The organism is Comamonas sp. JNW (genome assembly GCF_003105075.1).
Classification (GTDB): Bacteria; Pseudomonadota; Gammaproteobacteria; order Burkholderiales; family Burkholderiaceae_C; genus Comamonas; species Comamonas squillarum.
In genome coordinates, this window is record NZ_QETI01000015.1 from 82,296 (window position 1) to 98,161 (window position 15,866).

Consider the following 15,866-nt stretch of genomic DNA (forward strand, 5'->3'; position numbering starts at 1 on the left):
CACCAGCGCCCATGCCAGGCGGCCACTTACTTGAGCAGGCCGGCGGACTTGGCGGCCGCTTCGGTGCCGGCATAGTTCTCGGGCTTGGTCGGGATGAACTTGGAGGCGCGCTGCAAATCCATGATGGCCTTGTGCTCGGGCTTGGCTGGGTCCAGCGCCAGGAAGGCATCGGTCAGCTTCTTGGTGATGGCTGGGTCCAGGTCGCCGCGCACGGTCCAGTTGTAGTCAAAGTAGGTGGGGGTGGTGGCAAACACGCGCACCTTGCTGGTGTCGACCTTCTTGGTCTCGACCAGCTTGTCCCAGACCGATGTGTTGAGCACACCGGCCTCTGCCTTGCCGGCCGCCACAAAGGCCACGGTCGCATCATGCGCGCCCGAGTAAGCCACGGTCTTGAAATCCTTTTCCGGGTTCAGGCCGTCTTGCAGCAGAAAGTAGCGTGGCATCAGGCTGCCCGAGGTGGACGAGGGCGCGCCAAACGCAAAGGTCTTTCCCTTCAAGTCAGCCAGCGTCTGGATGCTGGGGTCGGCGGTGATGAACTTGCTGGTGAAGACTGCGTCTTCGGCGCGCTGCACGATCGGGATCGCCGTGCCGTTGGTGCGGATCTTGGCCTGCACATAGGTAAAGCCGCCCAGCCAGGCCAGGTCCAGCTTCTTGGTGGCCAGGGATTCGACCACGGCCGCATAGTCGGACACCGGCGTGAACACCACCTGCATGCCCGTGGCCTGCGACAGGTACTCGCCCAGCGGCTTGAACTTGCGCTGCAGCTCCGTCGGCGCTTCGTCTGGGATGGCCGATACGCGCAGCACCGCAGGGGTGTCTGCATGGGCGCTGAAAGTTGCCAGGCTGGAGAGGGTCAGCGCGGCCAGCGACAGGCCACGCAGCGCCGAGCGGCGTGCGGTAGAGTGGGTCATAGAGCTTCCGTTTTAAGAACGTGTTTAGGATCTCCTCGCGCCGCGACTGTGGTTTTGCGGGATGGGATGCGAGGCGCAACACCGCAGCAATAGCCATGCTATTGCGAGGATTTGCAACGACACAGACCGCCCCTGCCCGGGCGGCCCTAGCCGGGCGCCCGCAAAGCCACTGTCCCTACGGGTTGGAGTGAAATCGGGCGATTTCTGCGCGCTGGCTCTTGCTTGCACCCCGGTGCAAGCTGCGTTCCACCCCTTCGAACTCATCCCGATTGCACTCCAACGCGGCTGCGTAGAGATCATAAACACGTTCTCAAAGCCACCGCCGTCCGGATAACACGGCGGTTTAATAGGCCACGCGGATAACGCGGCGATAGGAAGGTATTCATGGTTTCGTTGCGAAGAGACCATCAATACCTTCACAGGACCAAGGCAGTACACCGACCACCAAAGCGGATTCTTGCTTATTTGGCAAAACCACCGCTGCTCCTCACGTTCTTTTTTGGCCACAGCGGCGTGCAAGCCCTCACTTGTGCCAGTCCAGCCCAGTCCAGCGCTGGGCTGGTGCAGCGCTTGGGGTCAGGACAGTGCCAGCGGCGCAAAGTGGGCTTGCAGCGCGGCCAGCGCTAGCCGCACCCGCGCAGGCAGCGCCTGGCGCTCGGGGGTCAGCGCAGAGATGCGCAGGCTGCCGCAATCCCAGTCGGGCAGCAGGCGCAGCAGCTGACCGCTGTGCACCTGGTCGGCCACCTCGAGCGAGAACAGGCGGGCGAGACCCAGCCCCTCGCTGCACAGCTGCTGCAGCGCGTACTGCTGGTTGCTGATGATGCGTGGCGTGGTGTGCAGCACCACCAGCTCGCCACTGTGGCGGTGCTGCAGCTGCATGCTGGTGTTGTTGTTGTTGTTGTTGTTGTTGTTGTTGGTTGTGCCGATATTGCGCGCCATCCAGGGCCAGGCTTGCAGGGCCTGCGGGTTGCTCGGCCAAGGCCTGCCTTGCGCCAGCGCCGGGGCGGCGCATATCCACCAGGGCAGGGTGCCCAGCGTGCGCGCGACCCAGTGGGAGTCGGGCAGCTCGCCCAGGCGAATGGCGATGTCCACCCGCTCTGCGACCAAATCGCTGTGCGAATCATCGAGCAGCAGTTGCAGGCGCAGCTGCGGATGGGCATGCAGCAACGGAGCCAGCGCCCGGCCCAGCGGTGCGGCCAGGCCCAGCACGGCGGCAATGCGCAGCTCGCCCACGGGTTCGTCGCGCTCGGCATCGAGCTCGGCGCGGGCCTGGCGTGCGGCCTGCAGCATCACTGCGCACTGCGCATAAAAGCGCTGCCCGGCGTCGGTCAGGCTGAGCCTGCGCGTCGTGCGGTGCATCAGCGGCAGGCCTGCCTGGGCTTCCAGCTGCCGCACCTGCTGGCTGACGGCCGAAGCACTCATGCCCAAAATGCGTGCAGCAGCCGTCATCGAGCCTTGCTCGACCACGGTGGCAAAAATAGCCATGCGCTTGAGGTCTTCCATCGGCTGATTATGAAGCACAGCTTCAAAGAATTGCTTCAAATAGAGGGATTATCAAATCAGCTCCCCAGCCCTACAGTGTGGTCATGGCGTGGCGCAAAGGCTGCCCGCCGATGTTCATGCAAAGGAAATACGATGAAAGTCACCCTGATTGGATCGACCGGTTTTGTAGGCGCCGCATTGCTCGATGAATTGCTGCAACGCGGCCACGACGTGGTGGCCCTGGTGCGCGACCCCGCCAAGCTGGCGCCCCGCCCGCACCTGCAGGTGCTGCAGGGCGATGTGATGGATGCGGCCGTGGTGCAAAAGGCCGCTACGGGCAGCGACGCGGTACTGTCGGCCTACAACGCAGGCTGGACCAACCCGAATATCTACGAGGATTTCCTCCAGGGCTCGCGCGCCATCGAGGCCGGCACCCGCGCAGCTGGCGTGGCCCGCTACCTGGTGGTGGGCGGTGCGGGCAGCCTGTATGTGAACGGCCAGCAGTTGGTGGATTCGCCCGAGTTCCCCGCTGCGATCAAGCCTGGTGCCAGTGCGGCCCGCGACATGTATACCGCGCTGCAAAAAGAGACAGCCCTGGACTGGACCGTGCTGAGCCCGCCCGTGGGCTTCCATGGCGGATCGGCTGCACAAAGCCAGGGCCGCACCGGCCAATACCGCACCGGCAAGGATGAGCCGCTGTGGCAGGCCGATGGCAGCCCTGGCGATATCTCGGCAGCGGATTTGGCCGTGGCCCTGGTCGATGCGCTGGAGCAGCATCTGCACAGCAAGGCGCGCTTTACGGTCGCCTATTAAAAGAACAGGCCTGCTGGCGCAGACCGGGGACTCAGTCCGCCTGCGCCAGAAATGTCTGCACCCGGCCGAGCACCTGCTCGGCCATTTCGCGATGCGGCACATGGTGGGCGCCGGCGATGATGGCGGTCTGGCCGCCAGCCCCCGCCTGGCGGGCAATGCGTTCAGGGTGCGCGGTGCTGCCGTATTCATCGAGCTCGCCATGGATGGCGAGCAGGGGGCATTGCAGGCGGGGCAGCCAGGCGTCCACGCTCCAACCGCTAAACGCGGGGCTGAGCCAGGTTTCCGTCCAGGCATCCACCACCCAGCGCGCCTTGCTGCCGTGGTACCTGGCCAGGCGCTCCAATTGCGCCGCGTCCTGGAACAGCGCACGGGCCTCGACAATGCCCGCCCGCGTGCGGTCTTCGACAAAGGCCTGGGCGGCGATGGTGACCAGCGCCGTGCAGTCCTGGCCCGCGCCAGCCGCAATGGCGATGCCCATGCCGCCGCCCACGCTGTGGCCAAACAAGGCAAAGCGCGTGAGCCCCAGATGCTGGCGCACAATGGGAAAGTAAATCTCCGCTTCTTCGCCGACAAACTGTGGTGCCAGCGTGTCGCCGCGCGCGTCGGACTGGCCAAAGCCCAGGCGGTCATAGGCGATCACCTGCCGGCCCGTGGCCTGGGCCAGCTGCGCCGGAAAATCGCGCCATAGCGCGACCGACCCCAGTGAGTCATGCATCAGCACCAGCGGCGCTTTATGTGCGGTGCTCGGGGTCCAGGTTTTGGCATACAGCCGGCCCTGCTGGGGCAGGCCGATCCAGTGTTCTTGCGCGTTGGCGGCGGTGTCGGAGATGGCGGTCATGGTCTCGGCGGCGAGGGAGATGACCGCATCTTAGTGGCGCCGGGCAGTGTTTATCTGCCCGCTGGAGACACCACAAAGTTCATCTGCATCTGCGCACGTGCCGGGTCGGTCCAGCGGTAGGGCAGTTCGGTCTCCTGCACCTGCAGCATGGTATCGACCGGCCAGGCCGCCCACCACCAGGCATCGGGCGCCGGGTCCTCGGTGGAGATTTGCAGCCAGGGCAACTGCTGGCGGCGCGCGCTTTCGGCGGCCTGCCAGGCGCAATCCTTATGAAAGCCCGGCTCGTCCGCATCGCAGACCACGATCTGGGCCTGCGGAAACAGAATGCGCATCACGCCGCCAGTGGTGTGGTGCTCGGCGAGCACCATGCCTTGGCCCTGGTAGCCTGCCTGGCGCAAGGTCTGGGCGATCAGGTCCAGCTGCCAATTGAGGCGGTCACCCTTGCCGCGCTTGGCATCGCGCAGCGGCGCCAGCAAGGCCAGCGACCACACCAGCACCAGCATGCCCAGGCAGGCCAGCAGGTAGCGCTGGCGGCTTTTGTCCGATGCGGCAAGCGCCGGGCAGCGGGCCAGCATATAGAGCGGAAAAATCAGCAGCAGCGGCTGGATCCAGCGGCCATCGAACTTGGCCGCGCCGGCCAGCGCCATCAGCGCGAGCGACCCCGCCACCAGCGCCATATAGCGGCCCAGCAGCGGCACCAGCCAGTCAGGCGTGGGACTGGTATGGACGGCGCCGTTGGCCGCAGCGGGCTGCTGCCAAAAGCGCCCACTGGTCCAGCGTGCCATCAGCAGCCAGGGCAGCACGGCCAGCAGCAAAAAGGCCAGCAGATCGCGCAGGCCCTGGGCCAGGCCGCTGAGGTAGGAGCTGGTTTCTGCCGGGTGCAGCTTGTCCAGCGTGGCGCCGCTGGCCGCTTGCCAATGCTCCAGCACCCACCAGGCATGCGGGGCCACCAGCGCGATGCTGATCAGCGGCGTGAGCCACCAGCCGCGCGAGAGCAGCGCACGGCGCGTGCTGCCCAAGCTCAGGCAGGCCAGCAGCAAGGTCACGGCCACCAGCAGGTAGCTGTATTTGGAGAGCATGCCCCAGGCCACGACCAGGCCCAGGTAGACAAAGCCCAGCGGTCGCGGCTGGCGCAGCTGGCGCAGCAGCAACCACCAGGTCGCGCAGATCGCGCAGGTCAGCATCACCGTGTGGGTCTGGTCGCGCAGCAACTGCCAGGCAATGCCGGGAAGCCAGGCCATGCCGGCAGCGGCCGGCCAGGCCTGGCGGGCAGGCAGCACCTCGCGCGCGGCCAGCAGCATAAAGACAAAGCTCAGCGCAATCAGGCTGTTTTTGAGCAGCACCACGGCGACGGTGCTGGGGCCGAGCACCCCCACCAGGGCCCATTGCAGCCAGGTGTAGAGCGGCGGCTGGGGCCCGTAGCCCAGTGCCAGTTGCTGCGACCAGACCAGCTGCTCGTTCTGGTCCCAGGACACCCCGTGCGAGGCCAGCAGGCGGCTGGCCATGACCAGCACAAACAGCGCTGCAATCCAGCGCAGGGCTTGGCGGTCAACGGCAGGGGGCTGGGTAGGGAGCGGGGTCATGCAAGCGGCAAGAAGGGCGGCATGGCCGCCAAAAAAACTGCCCGATCATAAAGGGCAGACGTAAAGCCAACGCAAAGCGCGAAGGCGGTTTGCTGTGATTTTTAGTCTGCGCTGGGCCAGGGCGCATCGCCATAGAGCTGCGCTGCGCTGATGCCCAGATCCAGCCGCTGGATGGGCAGCGGCGGCGGTTGCAGCTGCAAGCCCAGGCGCTGGTAGACGCCTTCGCTCGACAGCCCGTAAGGCGCCGCATCGGCATTGTCAAACGCAAAAAACACCTGCTTGGCCTGGCCCGCCACGATTGCGGCCAGGCACATGGGGCAGGGGTGGCCGGAGGCATAGACCGTCAGCCCCTGCAGGTGCGGCAGCTGGCGCTGGTGGCAGCAGTCGCGGATGGCTTCCATCTCGGCGTGGCCCGTCATGTCCTGCGTCTGGCTGATGGTGTTCACGCCCCGGCCCAGGATGCTGCCCGCATCATCGGCAATCGCTGCGGCAAAGGGGCGGCCTTTTTGCAGATGGCGGTTGCGGTGGGCGCTGGCTAGCACCTCGCGCAGGATGGCGGTGTGCTGGGCGTGCAGGGTGTCGGTCATGGGGCGCTTCTTATTGTGGAACACCTGGCCGATTGTGCTGTCAGCCTGTGGGCCGGTGCCGCCTGGCCGGCAAAGACTGACAGTGGCACTGCGGCACTGGGCCTGGTGGGGGCTGCGCAAACTGGGGCAAGATGCAGGCATGCATACCGCCCCCGTATCCTCTCCTACTGTGCCCCGCGAAGGCTGGGACCGTGCACAGACCGGCCATGCCTTGTTCCGCACCCGGCTGGGTGTTTGCGGCATTGCCTGGGGTGCGCAGGCCGTGGTGGCGCTGCGGCTGCCCGAGCCCAGCCTAGAAGCCACCCAGATGCGCCTGCTCGAGCACGCACGCCAGCGCCGAGAGGGCCTGTGGCCGCAGGTCCAGGTGCCGGGTGATTTGAGTGCGCAGGCCTTGCAGGCGGTGGCCGGCGTGCAGTGGCTATTGGCTGGGCGCGAGGGTGGCTCCGACCCGGATGACAGTGCGCCCTGGCCCGATGCACCCGCCCCGGTGCTGGGTGATTTGCGCAGCCTGCTGACCCTGAACCGCTGGTCTGCGCGCAGCGGCCTGCCGCTGCTCGATGATGTGGTGCTGGACTGGCATGGCGTGCCGGATTTTTCGCGGGCAGTCTACCAGCTGGCACTGGCCATTGAGCCGGGCCAGACGCGCAGCTATGGCGACCTGGCGCAGGACCTGGGTGGCAAGGGCTTGGCGCGTGCCGTGGGCCAGGCATTGGGCGCCAACCCTTTTGCGCCGGTGGTGCCCTGCCACCGCATCCTGGCGGCGCAAGGCGCGGGCGGCGGCTTCTCGGCCAATGGCGGCACGCGCACCAAGCTGCAACTGCTGGAGTGGGAGGGCGCAGCGCTGGGCGATGGCAGCAGCCTGGGGCTGTTTGATTGAGCGCTACGCCAATAACCAAAAGGGCCGCAACAGCGGCCCTGGGTACATGGCGATAGCGCCCCGCCTCAGACCACGCCTTCGCTGTGCAGCTGCGCAATCTGCGCGGGCGAGCGGCCCAGCTCGGCCAGGATCTCGTCGGTATGCTGGCCCATCGCGGGGGGCGGGCGGCGCACCACCGGCGGCGTAGCAGTCAGCCGCATGGGGCTGGCGACGGTGCTGATGCTGCCGATCTGGTCGCCAGCGTCGCGCGGGATCTGCACATGCAGGCCGCGTGCAATCACCTGCTCATCCTCAAAGGCCTGGGCGATGTTGTTGATGGGGCCGCAGGGGACGGCCTTGTCTTCGAGCAGCGCAATCCATTCGGCGGTGGTGCGGGTCTTCATCAGCGGGTACATCAACTCCTGCAAATCCTTGCGGTGGATGATGCGGCCCGAGTTGCGGGTAAAGCGCGGGTCCTGCGCCCAGGCCTCGTTGCCGGTCGCGGCGCAAAAGCGGGCGAACTGGCCGTCGTTGCCAATGGCCAGCAGCACATTGCCGTCCTTGCTGGGAAAGTCCTGGTAGGGGCCGACGCTGGGGTGGATATTGCCTGCGCGCTGCGGAATATCGTCTGCATTCAAATAGCCCACCGCCTGGTTGGCCAGCACGGCCATGCCCACATCCAGCAGCGCCATGTCGATGTGCTGGCCTTCGCCGGTCTGGTGGCGGGCCTGCAGCGCGGCCAGGATCGAGCAGCAGGAATAAATGCCGGTGAACACATCAGTGACCGCAACGCCCACCTTGAGCGGGCCGCCACCGGGCTCGCCATCGGGGTGGCCGGTGATGCTCATCATGCCGCTCATCGCCTGCACCATCAGGTCGTAGCCGGCGCGGGGCGCGTAGGGGCCGGTCTGGCCAAAGCCGGTGACCGAGCAGTAAATGAGGCGCGGGTTGATCTTGCGCAGGCTTTCATAGTCCAGGCCATAGCCCTTGAGGCCGCCCACCTTGAAGTTCTCGACGAGGATGTCGGCATCCTTGGCCAGCTCGATGATCAGCGCCTGGCCCTGGGGCGAGGCCATGTCGATGGTGATGCTGCGCTTGTTGCGGTTGCAGCAGGTGTAGTAGCTGGCCTGCTCGGTCTTGGCGCCGTCATCGGTGTGCAGGTAGGGAGGGCCCCAGTGGCGCGTGTCGTCGCCAGCCTCGGGGCGCTCGACCTTGATCACCTCGGCGCCCAGGTCACCCAGCATCTGTGCGCACCAGGGGCCGGCCAGCACCCGCGACAGATCCAGAACTTTGATGCCGTCCAGCGGCGCGATGCTTGCGGTCATGGTGTCTCCAAATTTGATAGCTGCCCATGCATGTGCAACAGGCGCTGCAGCAAGAAATTTCTGCAAAACTCGCCGATGGTACGTGCGGCCTCAGGGCGGCGCCATTCGCATCCGGCAAGGGGGTGGTTAAGCGATCACAAAACACCACAACCCACCCACGCAGCGCCTGCGGTGAAGTGGGTTGTGGGTGGGCATGCAGCAGCTGCTGCATGCGATAGGGCTCAGGCGGTGCTTAGTTGGCGAACGCAGCGATGCCGGTCTGGGCGCGGCCCAGGATCAGCGCGTGCACATCGTGCGTGCCTTCGTAGGTGTTGACCACTTCCAGGTTCACCAGGTGGCGCGCCACACCGAACTCGTCGCTGATGCCGTTGCCGCCCATCATGTCGCGGGCCAGGCGGGCAATGTCCAGCGACTTGCCGCAGTTGTTGCGCTTGATCAGCGAGGTGATCTCGATCACGTTCTGGTGCTCGTCCTTCATGCGACCCACGCGCAGCGCCGCTTGCAGGCCCAGCGTGATTTCGGTCTGCATGTCGGCAAGCTTTTTCTGGATCAGCTGGTTGGCGGCCAGTGGGCGGCCAAACTGCTTGCGGTCCATCGTGTACTGGCGGGCGGTGTGCCAGCAGAACTCGGCCGCACCCATCGCACCCCAGGCAATGCCAAAGCGGGCGCTGTTCAGGCAGGTGAAGGGGCCCTTCAGGCCGCGCACTTCGGGGAAGGCGTTTTCTTCGGGCACAAACACATCGTCCATGACGATCTCGCCGGTGATCGAAGCGCGCAGGCCCACCTTGCCGTGGATCGCAGGCGCCGACAGGCCCTTCATGCCCTTTTCCAGCACAAAGCCGCGGATCTGGCCGACGGCGCCGCCTTCGGAGACTTCCTTGGCCCAGACCACGAACACATCGGCGATGGGGCTGTTGGTGATCCACATCTTGCTGCCCTTGAGCTTGTAGCCGCCATCCACCTTGTAGGCGCGGGTGGCCATGCTGCCAGGGTCGGAGCCATGGTCGGGCTCGGTCAGGCCAAAGCAGCCGATGAACTCGCCCGATGCCAGCTTGGGCAGGTACTTCTGCTTTTGCGCTTCGGTGCCGAATTCGTTGATCGGCACCATCACCAAGGAGGACTGCACCGAGGCCATCGAGCGGTAGCCCGAGTCGATGTACTCGATCTCGCGCGCCACCAGGCCGTAGCTCACGTAGTTGAGGCCGGCGCCGCCGTATTCGGTGGGGATCGTGGGGCCCAGCAGGCCCAGCTCGCCCATCTCACGGAAGATGCTGGTGTCCACCGATTCCTTGCGGAACATCTCCTGCACACGCGGTGCGAGCTTGTCGCGGCAGTAGGCGCGGGCTGCGTCGCGGATCATGCGCTCGTCTTCGGTGAGTTGCTCGTCGAGGTGGAAGGGGTCTTCCCAGGTGAATTGCGCCATGTCTTGCTCCTTGGATCTGTATTCGCTCATCGGAAGGCAGGCCGGGCGCAGAAGCGCGGGCCTGCCAAAACAGCCGCCATGGTAGGCCTGCCGCAGCGCAGGGGCAAACGATTGTTTATCATCCAGATATGCGCGTTACGCATTTATGCACATGCCGTCGCAGTGCAGTCGCAGACAATAAAGGGGTGATTGCATGCGTCACACAGGAGACAAGATATGCGCCGAATGATTCCATCGACCCAGGCGCTGGCCTGCTTTGAGGCCGCCGCCCGCCACGAAAGCTATACCCGCGCTGCCCAGGAGCTGGCGCTGACGCAAAGCGCCGTCTCGCGCCAGATCATTGCGCTTGAAGAGCAGTTGGGCGTGCAGCTGTTCAAGCGATCGCGCCACGGCATGGTGCTGACGGCCGCAGGCCACCAGTACAGCCAGCAGGTGGCGCAGTGGTTGCAGGGCATCGAGCGCGGCACGCTGGACATCATGGCCCACCAGGGCGCGGGCGGCGCGATCAGCATTGCGGCCGTGCCCACCTTTGCCACCCGCTGGCTGCTGCCGCGCCTGCCGCAGTTTTTGCAGCAGCACCCGGGCGTCGTGGTGCATATCGATGTGCAGACCCGGCCCTTTGCCTTTGCCGAGCGCCAGGTCGATGCCGCCATCTATGCCGGCACGGCCGAGCAGGCGCGCCAGTGGCCGGGCACGCAGGCCGCTTGGCTGATGGACGAGCTGATCGTGCCGGTCTGCAGCCCGCGCCTGCTCGAGGGCGCCACCCAGCGCGGGCGCGGCCGTGCCTACCTGACGGTATCGCCCCAAGTGCTGGCCCAGCTGCCGCTGCTGCAGCAAAGCACCCGGCCGGACGGCTGGCGCAAATGGTTTGATGCCGCTGGCGTGCAGGCGCCCCATGCGCTCGATGGCCCGCGCTATGAGCTGTTCTCGATGCTGGCCGTCGCTGCTGCGGCCGGTATGGGCGTGGCGCTGATCCCGCCAATGCTGATCGAGGATGAGCTCGCCCGGGGCGAGCTCGTGGTCGCCTGTGAGCAGCCTTTGACCGGCAGCCGCGCCTATTACTGGATGACCCCGCTGGCCACCGAGCCCCTGCCTGCCCAGCCCGCGCTGCAGGCCTTTGCCAGTTGGCTCAAAGGCCGGGCCGCCTAGTGGCCTAAGGGTAAGTGCTGCAGCGCAACAGGCCCCAGGCATCACTACAATCTAAAAATTGCCTTAGAGGTAAAAACCGCCGTCCCAGAGACTAGGATGGACGGTATTCCCATAACGCCAGCCGTTGGCGAGAGACACAGGAGATCCGCGTGCCGGAAAACACCCCAGGAACAGCCACCGCGTCCGAGCGCGTCGTCAAGAAATACCCCAACCGCCGTCTGTACGACACCCAGACCTCTGCCTACATCACCCTGGCCGAGGTCAAGGCCCTGGTCATGCAAAACGAGCCCATCGTTGTGAAGGACGCCAAGACCGGCGAGGACCTGACGCGCAGCATTCTGCTGCAGATCATTCTGGATGAGGAAGCCGGCGGCGCGCCGATGTTCACCGAGGCCATGCTGGTCAACATCATCCGCTTCTACGGCCATGCGATGCAGGGCTTTATGGGCTCCTACCTGGAGCGCAATGTGCAGCTGTTCACGGAGATGCAAGGCCGCTTTGCCGACCAGATGAAGGGCGCGACGCCCGAGATGTGGCGCAATTTTCTGGGTATGCCGATGCCCGGCGTGCCAGGTATGCCCGATGCGAGCAACTACCAGGCGCAGTCGCAGCAGTTCTTCCAGCAGATGCAGGAGCAGATGCAAAAGCAGACCGAGCAGATGCTGACGGCTTTTGGCATCAAGCGGCCTTGATGCAGGGAATGGCTTGGCGCTAGCTGGAGGGGCCAAGCCATGTTGCGCGCCCGCTGTCTGACGCGTGCATGCCACGTGCGGCATGAGCAAACGGGCGATGTCGATGCTGCGTTCTTGAACGCAGCGACTGCATATGCTATAACTTCCAATCCTTCAATTTTTGCCTTTTCGGAGCCTTTCATGTCCCGCCTGTTCGTCACCCGCTAATCGCCGACGACTGCATTTGCAGCCTCGTGCGGCGCAAGTCTGCGCCACAGCTGGCTGCGGTACTGGCTCCGAGCTCCCTACGCCTGCCATGAGGCGGCGGGAGCGCTGAATCCCCCGCTTCCCCTGCGCGACGACCTCTTTCCTTTTTTGGGTAAGAGCGGTCGACCTGCGCCTCACGTTCGTTGGCTTTCCCTGTCCTGCCGGACAGCGAGACGCTTCTCGCTGCAACGAACATGAATCCCCACACGCTTTCGATATTCAAATACCCGCGCACGCCTCACCTGGAAGGATCGCGCTTGCAAGCGGGCGACGATGCCAGTGACCAGGTGCCCCTCAAAGCCCTGGCTGGCCAACACGTCGTCATCGAGGAAAAACTCGACGGCGCCAACGCCGGCATTTCCTTTAGCGGCGCCGGCGACCAGCTACTGCAATCCCGAGGCCACTACCTGGTGGGCGGCGGCAGTGAGCGCCAGTTCAATCTATTCAAAGTCTGGGCCGCTGCCCACGAAGCGGCCTTGCTCGAACGCTTGGAGGACCGCTTTGTCGTCTATGGCGAGTGGACCTATGCCAAGCACTCGGTTTTCTACGACCAGTTGCCACACCACTTTCATGAGTTCGACATGTTGGACCGGGAGACGGGTCAGTTTCTATCGACCCCGCGCCGCCATGCCTTGCTGCAGGGCTCACCGGTGCTGTCCGTGCCGGTTCTGTATGAGGGGCTGATGCCGACAGACCCCGCCTTGCTGTGGGCGCTGGTGCAGCCGTCCCTGGCCAAGAGCCGCGCCTGGCGCCAGTCGTTTGACCTCACAGTCCAACGAGAGGGTTTACCGCCCCAGCTGTGCTGGCAACAGACGAATAACTCGGACCTCGCAGAAGGCCTGTATCTGAAGGTGGAAGCGGACGGCCAAGTGGTGGCGCGCTACAAGCTGGTCCGGCAAGACTTTCTCCAGACAATTTTGGACAGTGGCTCACACCACAGCCAGCGGCCAATGATTGCCAATAGCCTGGCGCCAGGTGTGGACCTCTATGCGCCGCAGCCTTCGGTGAGCTGGGAAGACTTGTCCCTGCACACCATTCGCTCGCTGGATGCATTGAAAGCTTTGGCGCGAAGCAACCGGGCAGCTGGGCCGGATGGTGCCCGCCGAGTATTGGGAAGAAGCTCTCCCGGAAAGGACTGTGTATGAACTGGTCAACGATTGCGGGCCTGGTGCCCGCGCCGGGCGCAGCCCCGGATTATGAGGCCTGTCTTGCGGCCTTCCCCGTACTGGAGCGGGCCAAAACGACGGTGCAGGACCCCCGATTTCACGCCGAGGGTGATGTCTGGACGCACACCCAAATGGTGGTGCAGGAGCTGCTGGCGCTGCCGGACTACCTGCAGGCGAGCCCGCATGACCGCATGGTCTTGTTCCTCGCGGCCTTGCTGCATGATGTGGCCAAATACCGGACCACGGTCATCGACCCACAGACCGGGGCCATCGGCCAGCCTGGCCATTCCCGCAAGGGTGCCGTGGAGGCCCGTGTGCTGCTCTGGGACTTTGGTGCGCCACTGGACCTGCGGGAAGCGGTCTGCCGCCTGATTGCAGTCCACCAAGTGCCATTTTTCGCGTTGGCTGGGTCTCGTTCTGGCAAGACGCCCGAGCGCATTGTGCGAGAGGGGTCCTGGCAGGTGAATCTTGTCCACTTGGCCGCTCTGGCCGAAGCGGATATGCGCGGTCGTGTGTGTGTGGACCAGCAGGCGGTGCTGGACAACATCGAACTCTTTCGGGAACTGGCGCGGGAAGAGGGCTGCTACGGGAGTCCTCGGCACTTTGCGGATGCCCACACCAGGCTGAGCTACTTCCGGGGCGCGGACGTCCACCCGGACTATGCGCTTTTTCAGGAACCTGGATCGCGCGTGACCGTGATGTGTGGCCTGCCCGCGTCGGGAAAGGACAGCTGGCTGGCGCAGCACCGCCGCGGCTTGCCGGTGGTGTCTTTCGATGATGCAAGAGAAGCGCTCGACCTGAAGCATGGCGAGAACGAGGGCGCCGCTGCGCACTTTGCCCATGACAAGGCCCGGGAACTGCTGCGCAAGAAGGCGCCTTTTGTCTGGAGCGCCACGCATCTGAGCCTGCAGATGCGAACGCGCACGCTTGATCTGCTGTTTGCCTACGGTGCCGAAGTGGAATTGGTCTACCTGGAGCAGCCACGTGCCGAGCTGCTGCGGCGTAACAGCCGCCGGGACTCGACCCTGTCCAACAAGGCGCTGCAGTCGCTGCTGAACCGCTGGGAGCTGCCAACCGAGACGGAAGCCCATGCGCTGCGCATTGAGCAGCCCTGAGGCGGCGTTGGCGGCCTTGGCAGTCTCCGCAACACAAGCTGGCCCGGTGTGGCCAGGTTGTGTTGTTTTCGGCGCTGGCGCTGCAGCCTTCCCCACGCTTTTCCGCCTATCTCCCACCTGAATGCACGTTCTCCAGGCTCCCGCCTGCGGGTCTATACCCCAGGGACGGAGCCTGTCAGGGCGCCTGCTTTAAAATAACGCCCAGATTAGTTGCCAGGTTCCCCTGCAAGAAAAATGAATACCGATACCCACGCTGCCACTGCGACGCTCGACGCCAACCGAACCCCCAAGGTGGGGTTCGTCAGTTTGGGCTGCCCCAAAGCCCTGACCGACAGCGAGCTGATCCTGACGCAGTTGAGCGCCGAGGGCTACCAGACCTCCAAGACCTTTGAAGGTGCCGATCTGGTGATCGTCAACACCTGCGGCTTTATTGACGATGCCGTGCGCGAGAGCCTGGACACGATTGGTGAGGCGCTGGCCGAGAACGGCAAGGTGATCGTCACCGGTTGCCTGGGCGCCAAGATGGGTGACGGCGGCGGCAACCTGGTCAAGCAGATGCACCCCAGCGTGCTGGCGGTCACGGGCCCCCACGCGACGCAAGAGGTGATGGATGCGGTCCACACCAACCTGCCCAAGCCGCATGATCCCTTCATTGACCTGGTGCCCGGCAGCTTTGGCGAGGCGGGCATCAAGCTCACGCCCAAGCACTATGCCTACCTGAAGATCTCCGAAGGCTGCAACCACCGCTGCACCTTCTGCATCATCCCCTCGATGCGCGGGGACTTGGTCAGCCGCCCGATTGGTGATGTGCTCAAGGAAGCCAAGGCGCTGTTTGCCGGTGGCGTCAAGGAGCTGCTGGTGATCAGCCAGGACACCTCTGCCTATGGCGTGGATGTGAAGTACCGCACCGGTTTTTGGGACGGCAAGCCGGTCAAGACCCGCATGCTGGAGCTGGTCGAAGCGCTGGGCGAGCTGGCCAAGCCGCATGGCGCCTGGGTGCGCCTGCACTATGTGTACCCCTACCCGACGGTGGATGCGATTTTGCCGCTGATGGCCCAGGGCCTGGTGCTGCCGTACCTCGATGTGCCGCTGCAGCACAGCCACCCCGATGTGCTCAAGCGCATGAAGCGCCCGGCCAGCGGTGAGCGCAATCTCGAGCGCATCCGCGAATGGCGCGCGATCTGCCCTGAGCTGGTGATCCGCTCGACCTTTATCGCCGGCTTCCCTGGCGAGACCGAGGAAGAGTTTGAGCACCTGCTGGACTTTATCCGCGAGGCCGAGATTGACCGCGCAGGCTGCTTTGCCTATAGCCCGGTGGAGGGCGCGACTGCCAACGAGCTGCCCGGCATGCTGCCCGCTGAGGTGCGCGAGGCGCGCCGCGCCCGCTTTATGGAAGTGGCCGAAGAGGTCTCCGCCAAGCGCCTGGAGCGCCGTGTGGGCCAGACCATGCAGGTGCTGGTGGACAAGGCCATCGGCCTGGGCAAGAAGGGCGGTATTGCCCGCACCTACGCCGATGCGCCCGAGATCGATGGCGTTGTGCACCTGCTGCCGCCCGAGAAGCTCAGCAAGACCTACAAGGTCGGCGAGCTGATCAAGGTGCGCATTGTGCGCAGCCAGGGCCATGACCTGGTGGGTGTGCCAGTTTAAACACTGGGTCGCATACAAAGCAAAGGGGCCTTG

Annotated in this window: 14 protein-coding genes; 7 read left to right on the top strand and 7 right to left on the bottom strand. The window is 64.9% G+C overall.

Annotated features, from left to right (window positions below; genetic code table 11):
• Positions 1–26: 26 nt before the first annotated feature.
• Complete coding sequence (locus DCO45_RS18955) at positions 27–911, bottom strand: putative selenate ABC transporter substrate-binding protein (protein ID WP_021026973.1); 885 nt, start codon at positions 909–911, stop codon at positions 27–29.
• A 576-nt stretch (positions 912–1,487) separates the two neighbouring features.
• On the bottom strand, positions 1,488–2,414 hold the full coding sequence (locus DCO45_RS18960; RefSeq protein ID WP_116927278.1) for a LysR substrate-binding domain-containing protein: 927 nt from the start codon (positions 2,412–2,414) through the stop codon (positions 1,488–1,490).
• A gap of 132 nt (positions 2,415–2,546) precedes the next feature.
• Here DCO45_RS18960 and DCO45_RS18965 point away from each other — a divergent pair, with 132 nt between their 5' ends.
• Positions 2,547–3,206: an NAD(P)H-binding protein gene (locus tag DCO45_RS18965; protein ID WP_116927279.1), complete on the top strand. Its 660-nt coding sequence runs from the start codon at positions 2,547–2,549 to the stop codon at positions 3,204–3,206.
• A gap of 31 nt (positions 3,207–3,237) precedes the next feature.
• Here the strand turns inward: DCO45_RS18965 and DCO45_RS18970 are convergent, their stop codons facing one another.
• From DCO45_RS18970 to DCO45_RS18980, 3 genes are all read right to left on the bottom strand, one after another.
• The gene (locus DCO45_RS18970) at positions 3,238–4,044 is read right to left on the bottom strand and encodes an alpha/beta hydrolase (RefSeq protein ID WP_116927280.1); all 807 of its coding nucleotides are present in this window, start codon (positions 4,042–4,044) and stop codon (positions 3,238–3,240) included.
• A 50-nt stretch (positions 4,045–4,094) separates the two neighbouring features.
• Positions 4,095–5,627 carry a glycosyltransferase family 39 protein gene (locus DCO45_RS18975; RefSeq protein WP_116927281.1) on the bottom strand — a complete coding sequence of 511 codons (1,533 nt, stop codon included), beginning with the start codon at positions 5,625–5,627 and terminating at the stop codon, positions 4,095–4,097.
• Positions 5,628–5,728: 101 nt separating this feature from the next.
• Positions 5,729–6,214 (bottom strand): nucleoside deaminase, encoded by a 486-nt coding sequence (locus DCO45_RS18980; RefSeq protein ID WP_116927282.1) that lies wholly within the window; start codon positions 6,212–6,214, stop codon positions 5,729–5,731.
• A 139-nt stretch (positions 6,215–6,353) separates the two neighbouring features.
• On the opposite strand from DCO45_RS18980, the gene DCO45_RS18985 reads away from it, so the two are divergent.
• Complete coding sequence (locus DCO45_RS18985; RefSeq protein WP_116927320.1) at positions 6,354–7,091, top strand: methylated-DNA--[protein]-cysteine S-methyltransferase; 738 nt, start codon at positions 6,354–6,356, stop codon at positions 7,089–7,091.
• 65 nt (positions 7,092–7,156) lie between these two features.
• Here the strand turns inward: DCO45_RS18985 and DCO45_RS18990 are convergent, their stop codons facing one another.
• Together DCO45_RS18990 and DCO45_RS18995 are read right to left on the bottom strand one after the other, a co-directional pair.
• Entirely contained in the window at positions 7,157–8,395 is a 1,239-nt protein-coding gene (locus DCO45_RS18990) for a CaiB/BaiF CoA-transferase family protein (RefSeq protein WP_116927283.1), read from the bottom strand.
• A 232-nt stretch (positions 8,396–8,627) separates the two neighbouring features.
• Positions 8,628–9,818, bottom strand: a complete 1,191-nt coding sequence (locus DCO45_RS18995) for an acyl-CoA dehydrogenase (RefSeq protein ID WP_021026966.1) — start codon at positions 9,816–9,818, stop codon at positions 8,628–8,630.
• A 216-nt stretch (positions 9,819–10,034) separates the two neighbouring features.
• Between DCO45_RS18995 and DCO45_RS19000 the strand changes: the two genes are divergently transcribed.
• The 5 genes from DCO45_RS19000 to rimO all read left to right on the top strand — a co-directional run bounded on the left by DCO45_RS19000 (position 10,035) and on the right by rimO (position 15,833).
• Entirely contained in the window at positions 10,035–10,967 is a 933-nt protein-coding gene (locus DCO45_RS19000; RefSeq protein WP_116927284.1) for a LysR substrate-binding domain-containing protein, read from the top strand.
• 149 nt (positions 10,968–11,116) lie between these two features.
• Positions 11,117–11,659: a polyhydroxyalkanoate synthesis repressor PhaR gene (phaR, locus tag DCO45_RS19005; protein ID WP_021026964.1), complete on the top strand. Its 543-nt coding sequence runs from the start codon at positions 11,117–11,119 to the stop codon at positions 11,657–11,659.
• Positions 11,660–12,099: 440 nt separating this feature from the next.
• Complete coding sequence (locus tag DCO45_RS19010; RefSeq protein WP_116927321.1) at positions 12,100–13,050, top strand: RNA ligase family protein; 951 nt, start codon at positions 12,100–12,102, stop codon at positions 13,048–13,050.
• On the top strand, positions 13,047–14,186 hold the full coding sequence (locus DCO45_RS19015) for an AAA family ATPase (RefSeq protein ID WP_116927285.1): 1,140 nt from the start codon (positions 13,047–13,049) through the stop codon (positions 14,184–14,186). The genes DCO45_RS19010 and DCO45_RS19015 overlap by 4 nt, the downstream gene beginning before the upstream one ends.
• Positions 14,187–14,420: 234 nt before the next feature.
• A complete protein-coding gene (gene rimO, locus DCO45_RS19020) occupies positions 14,421–15,833 on the top strand; it encodes a 30S ribosomal protein S12 methylthiotransferase RimO (protein ID WP_021026963.1) in 1,413 nt (470 codons plus the stop codon).
• Positions 15,834–15,866: the final 33 nt, after the last annotated feature.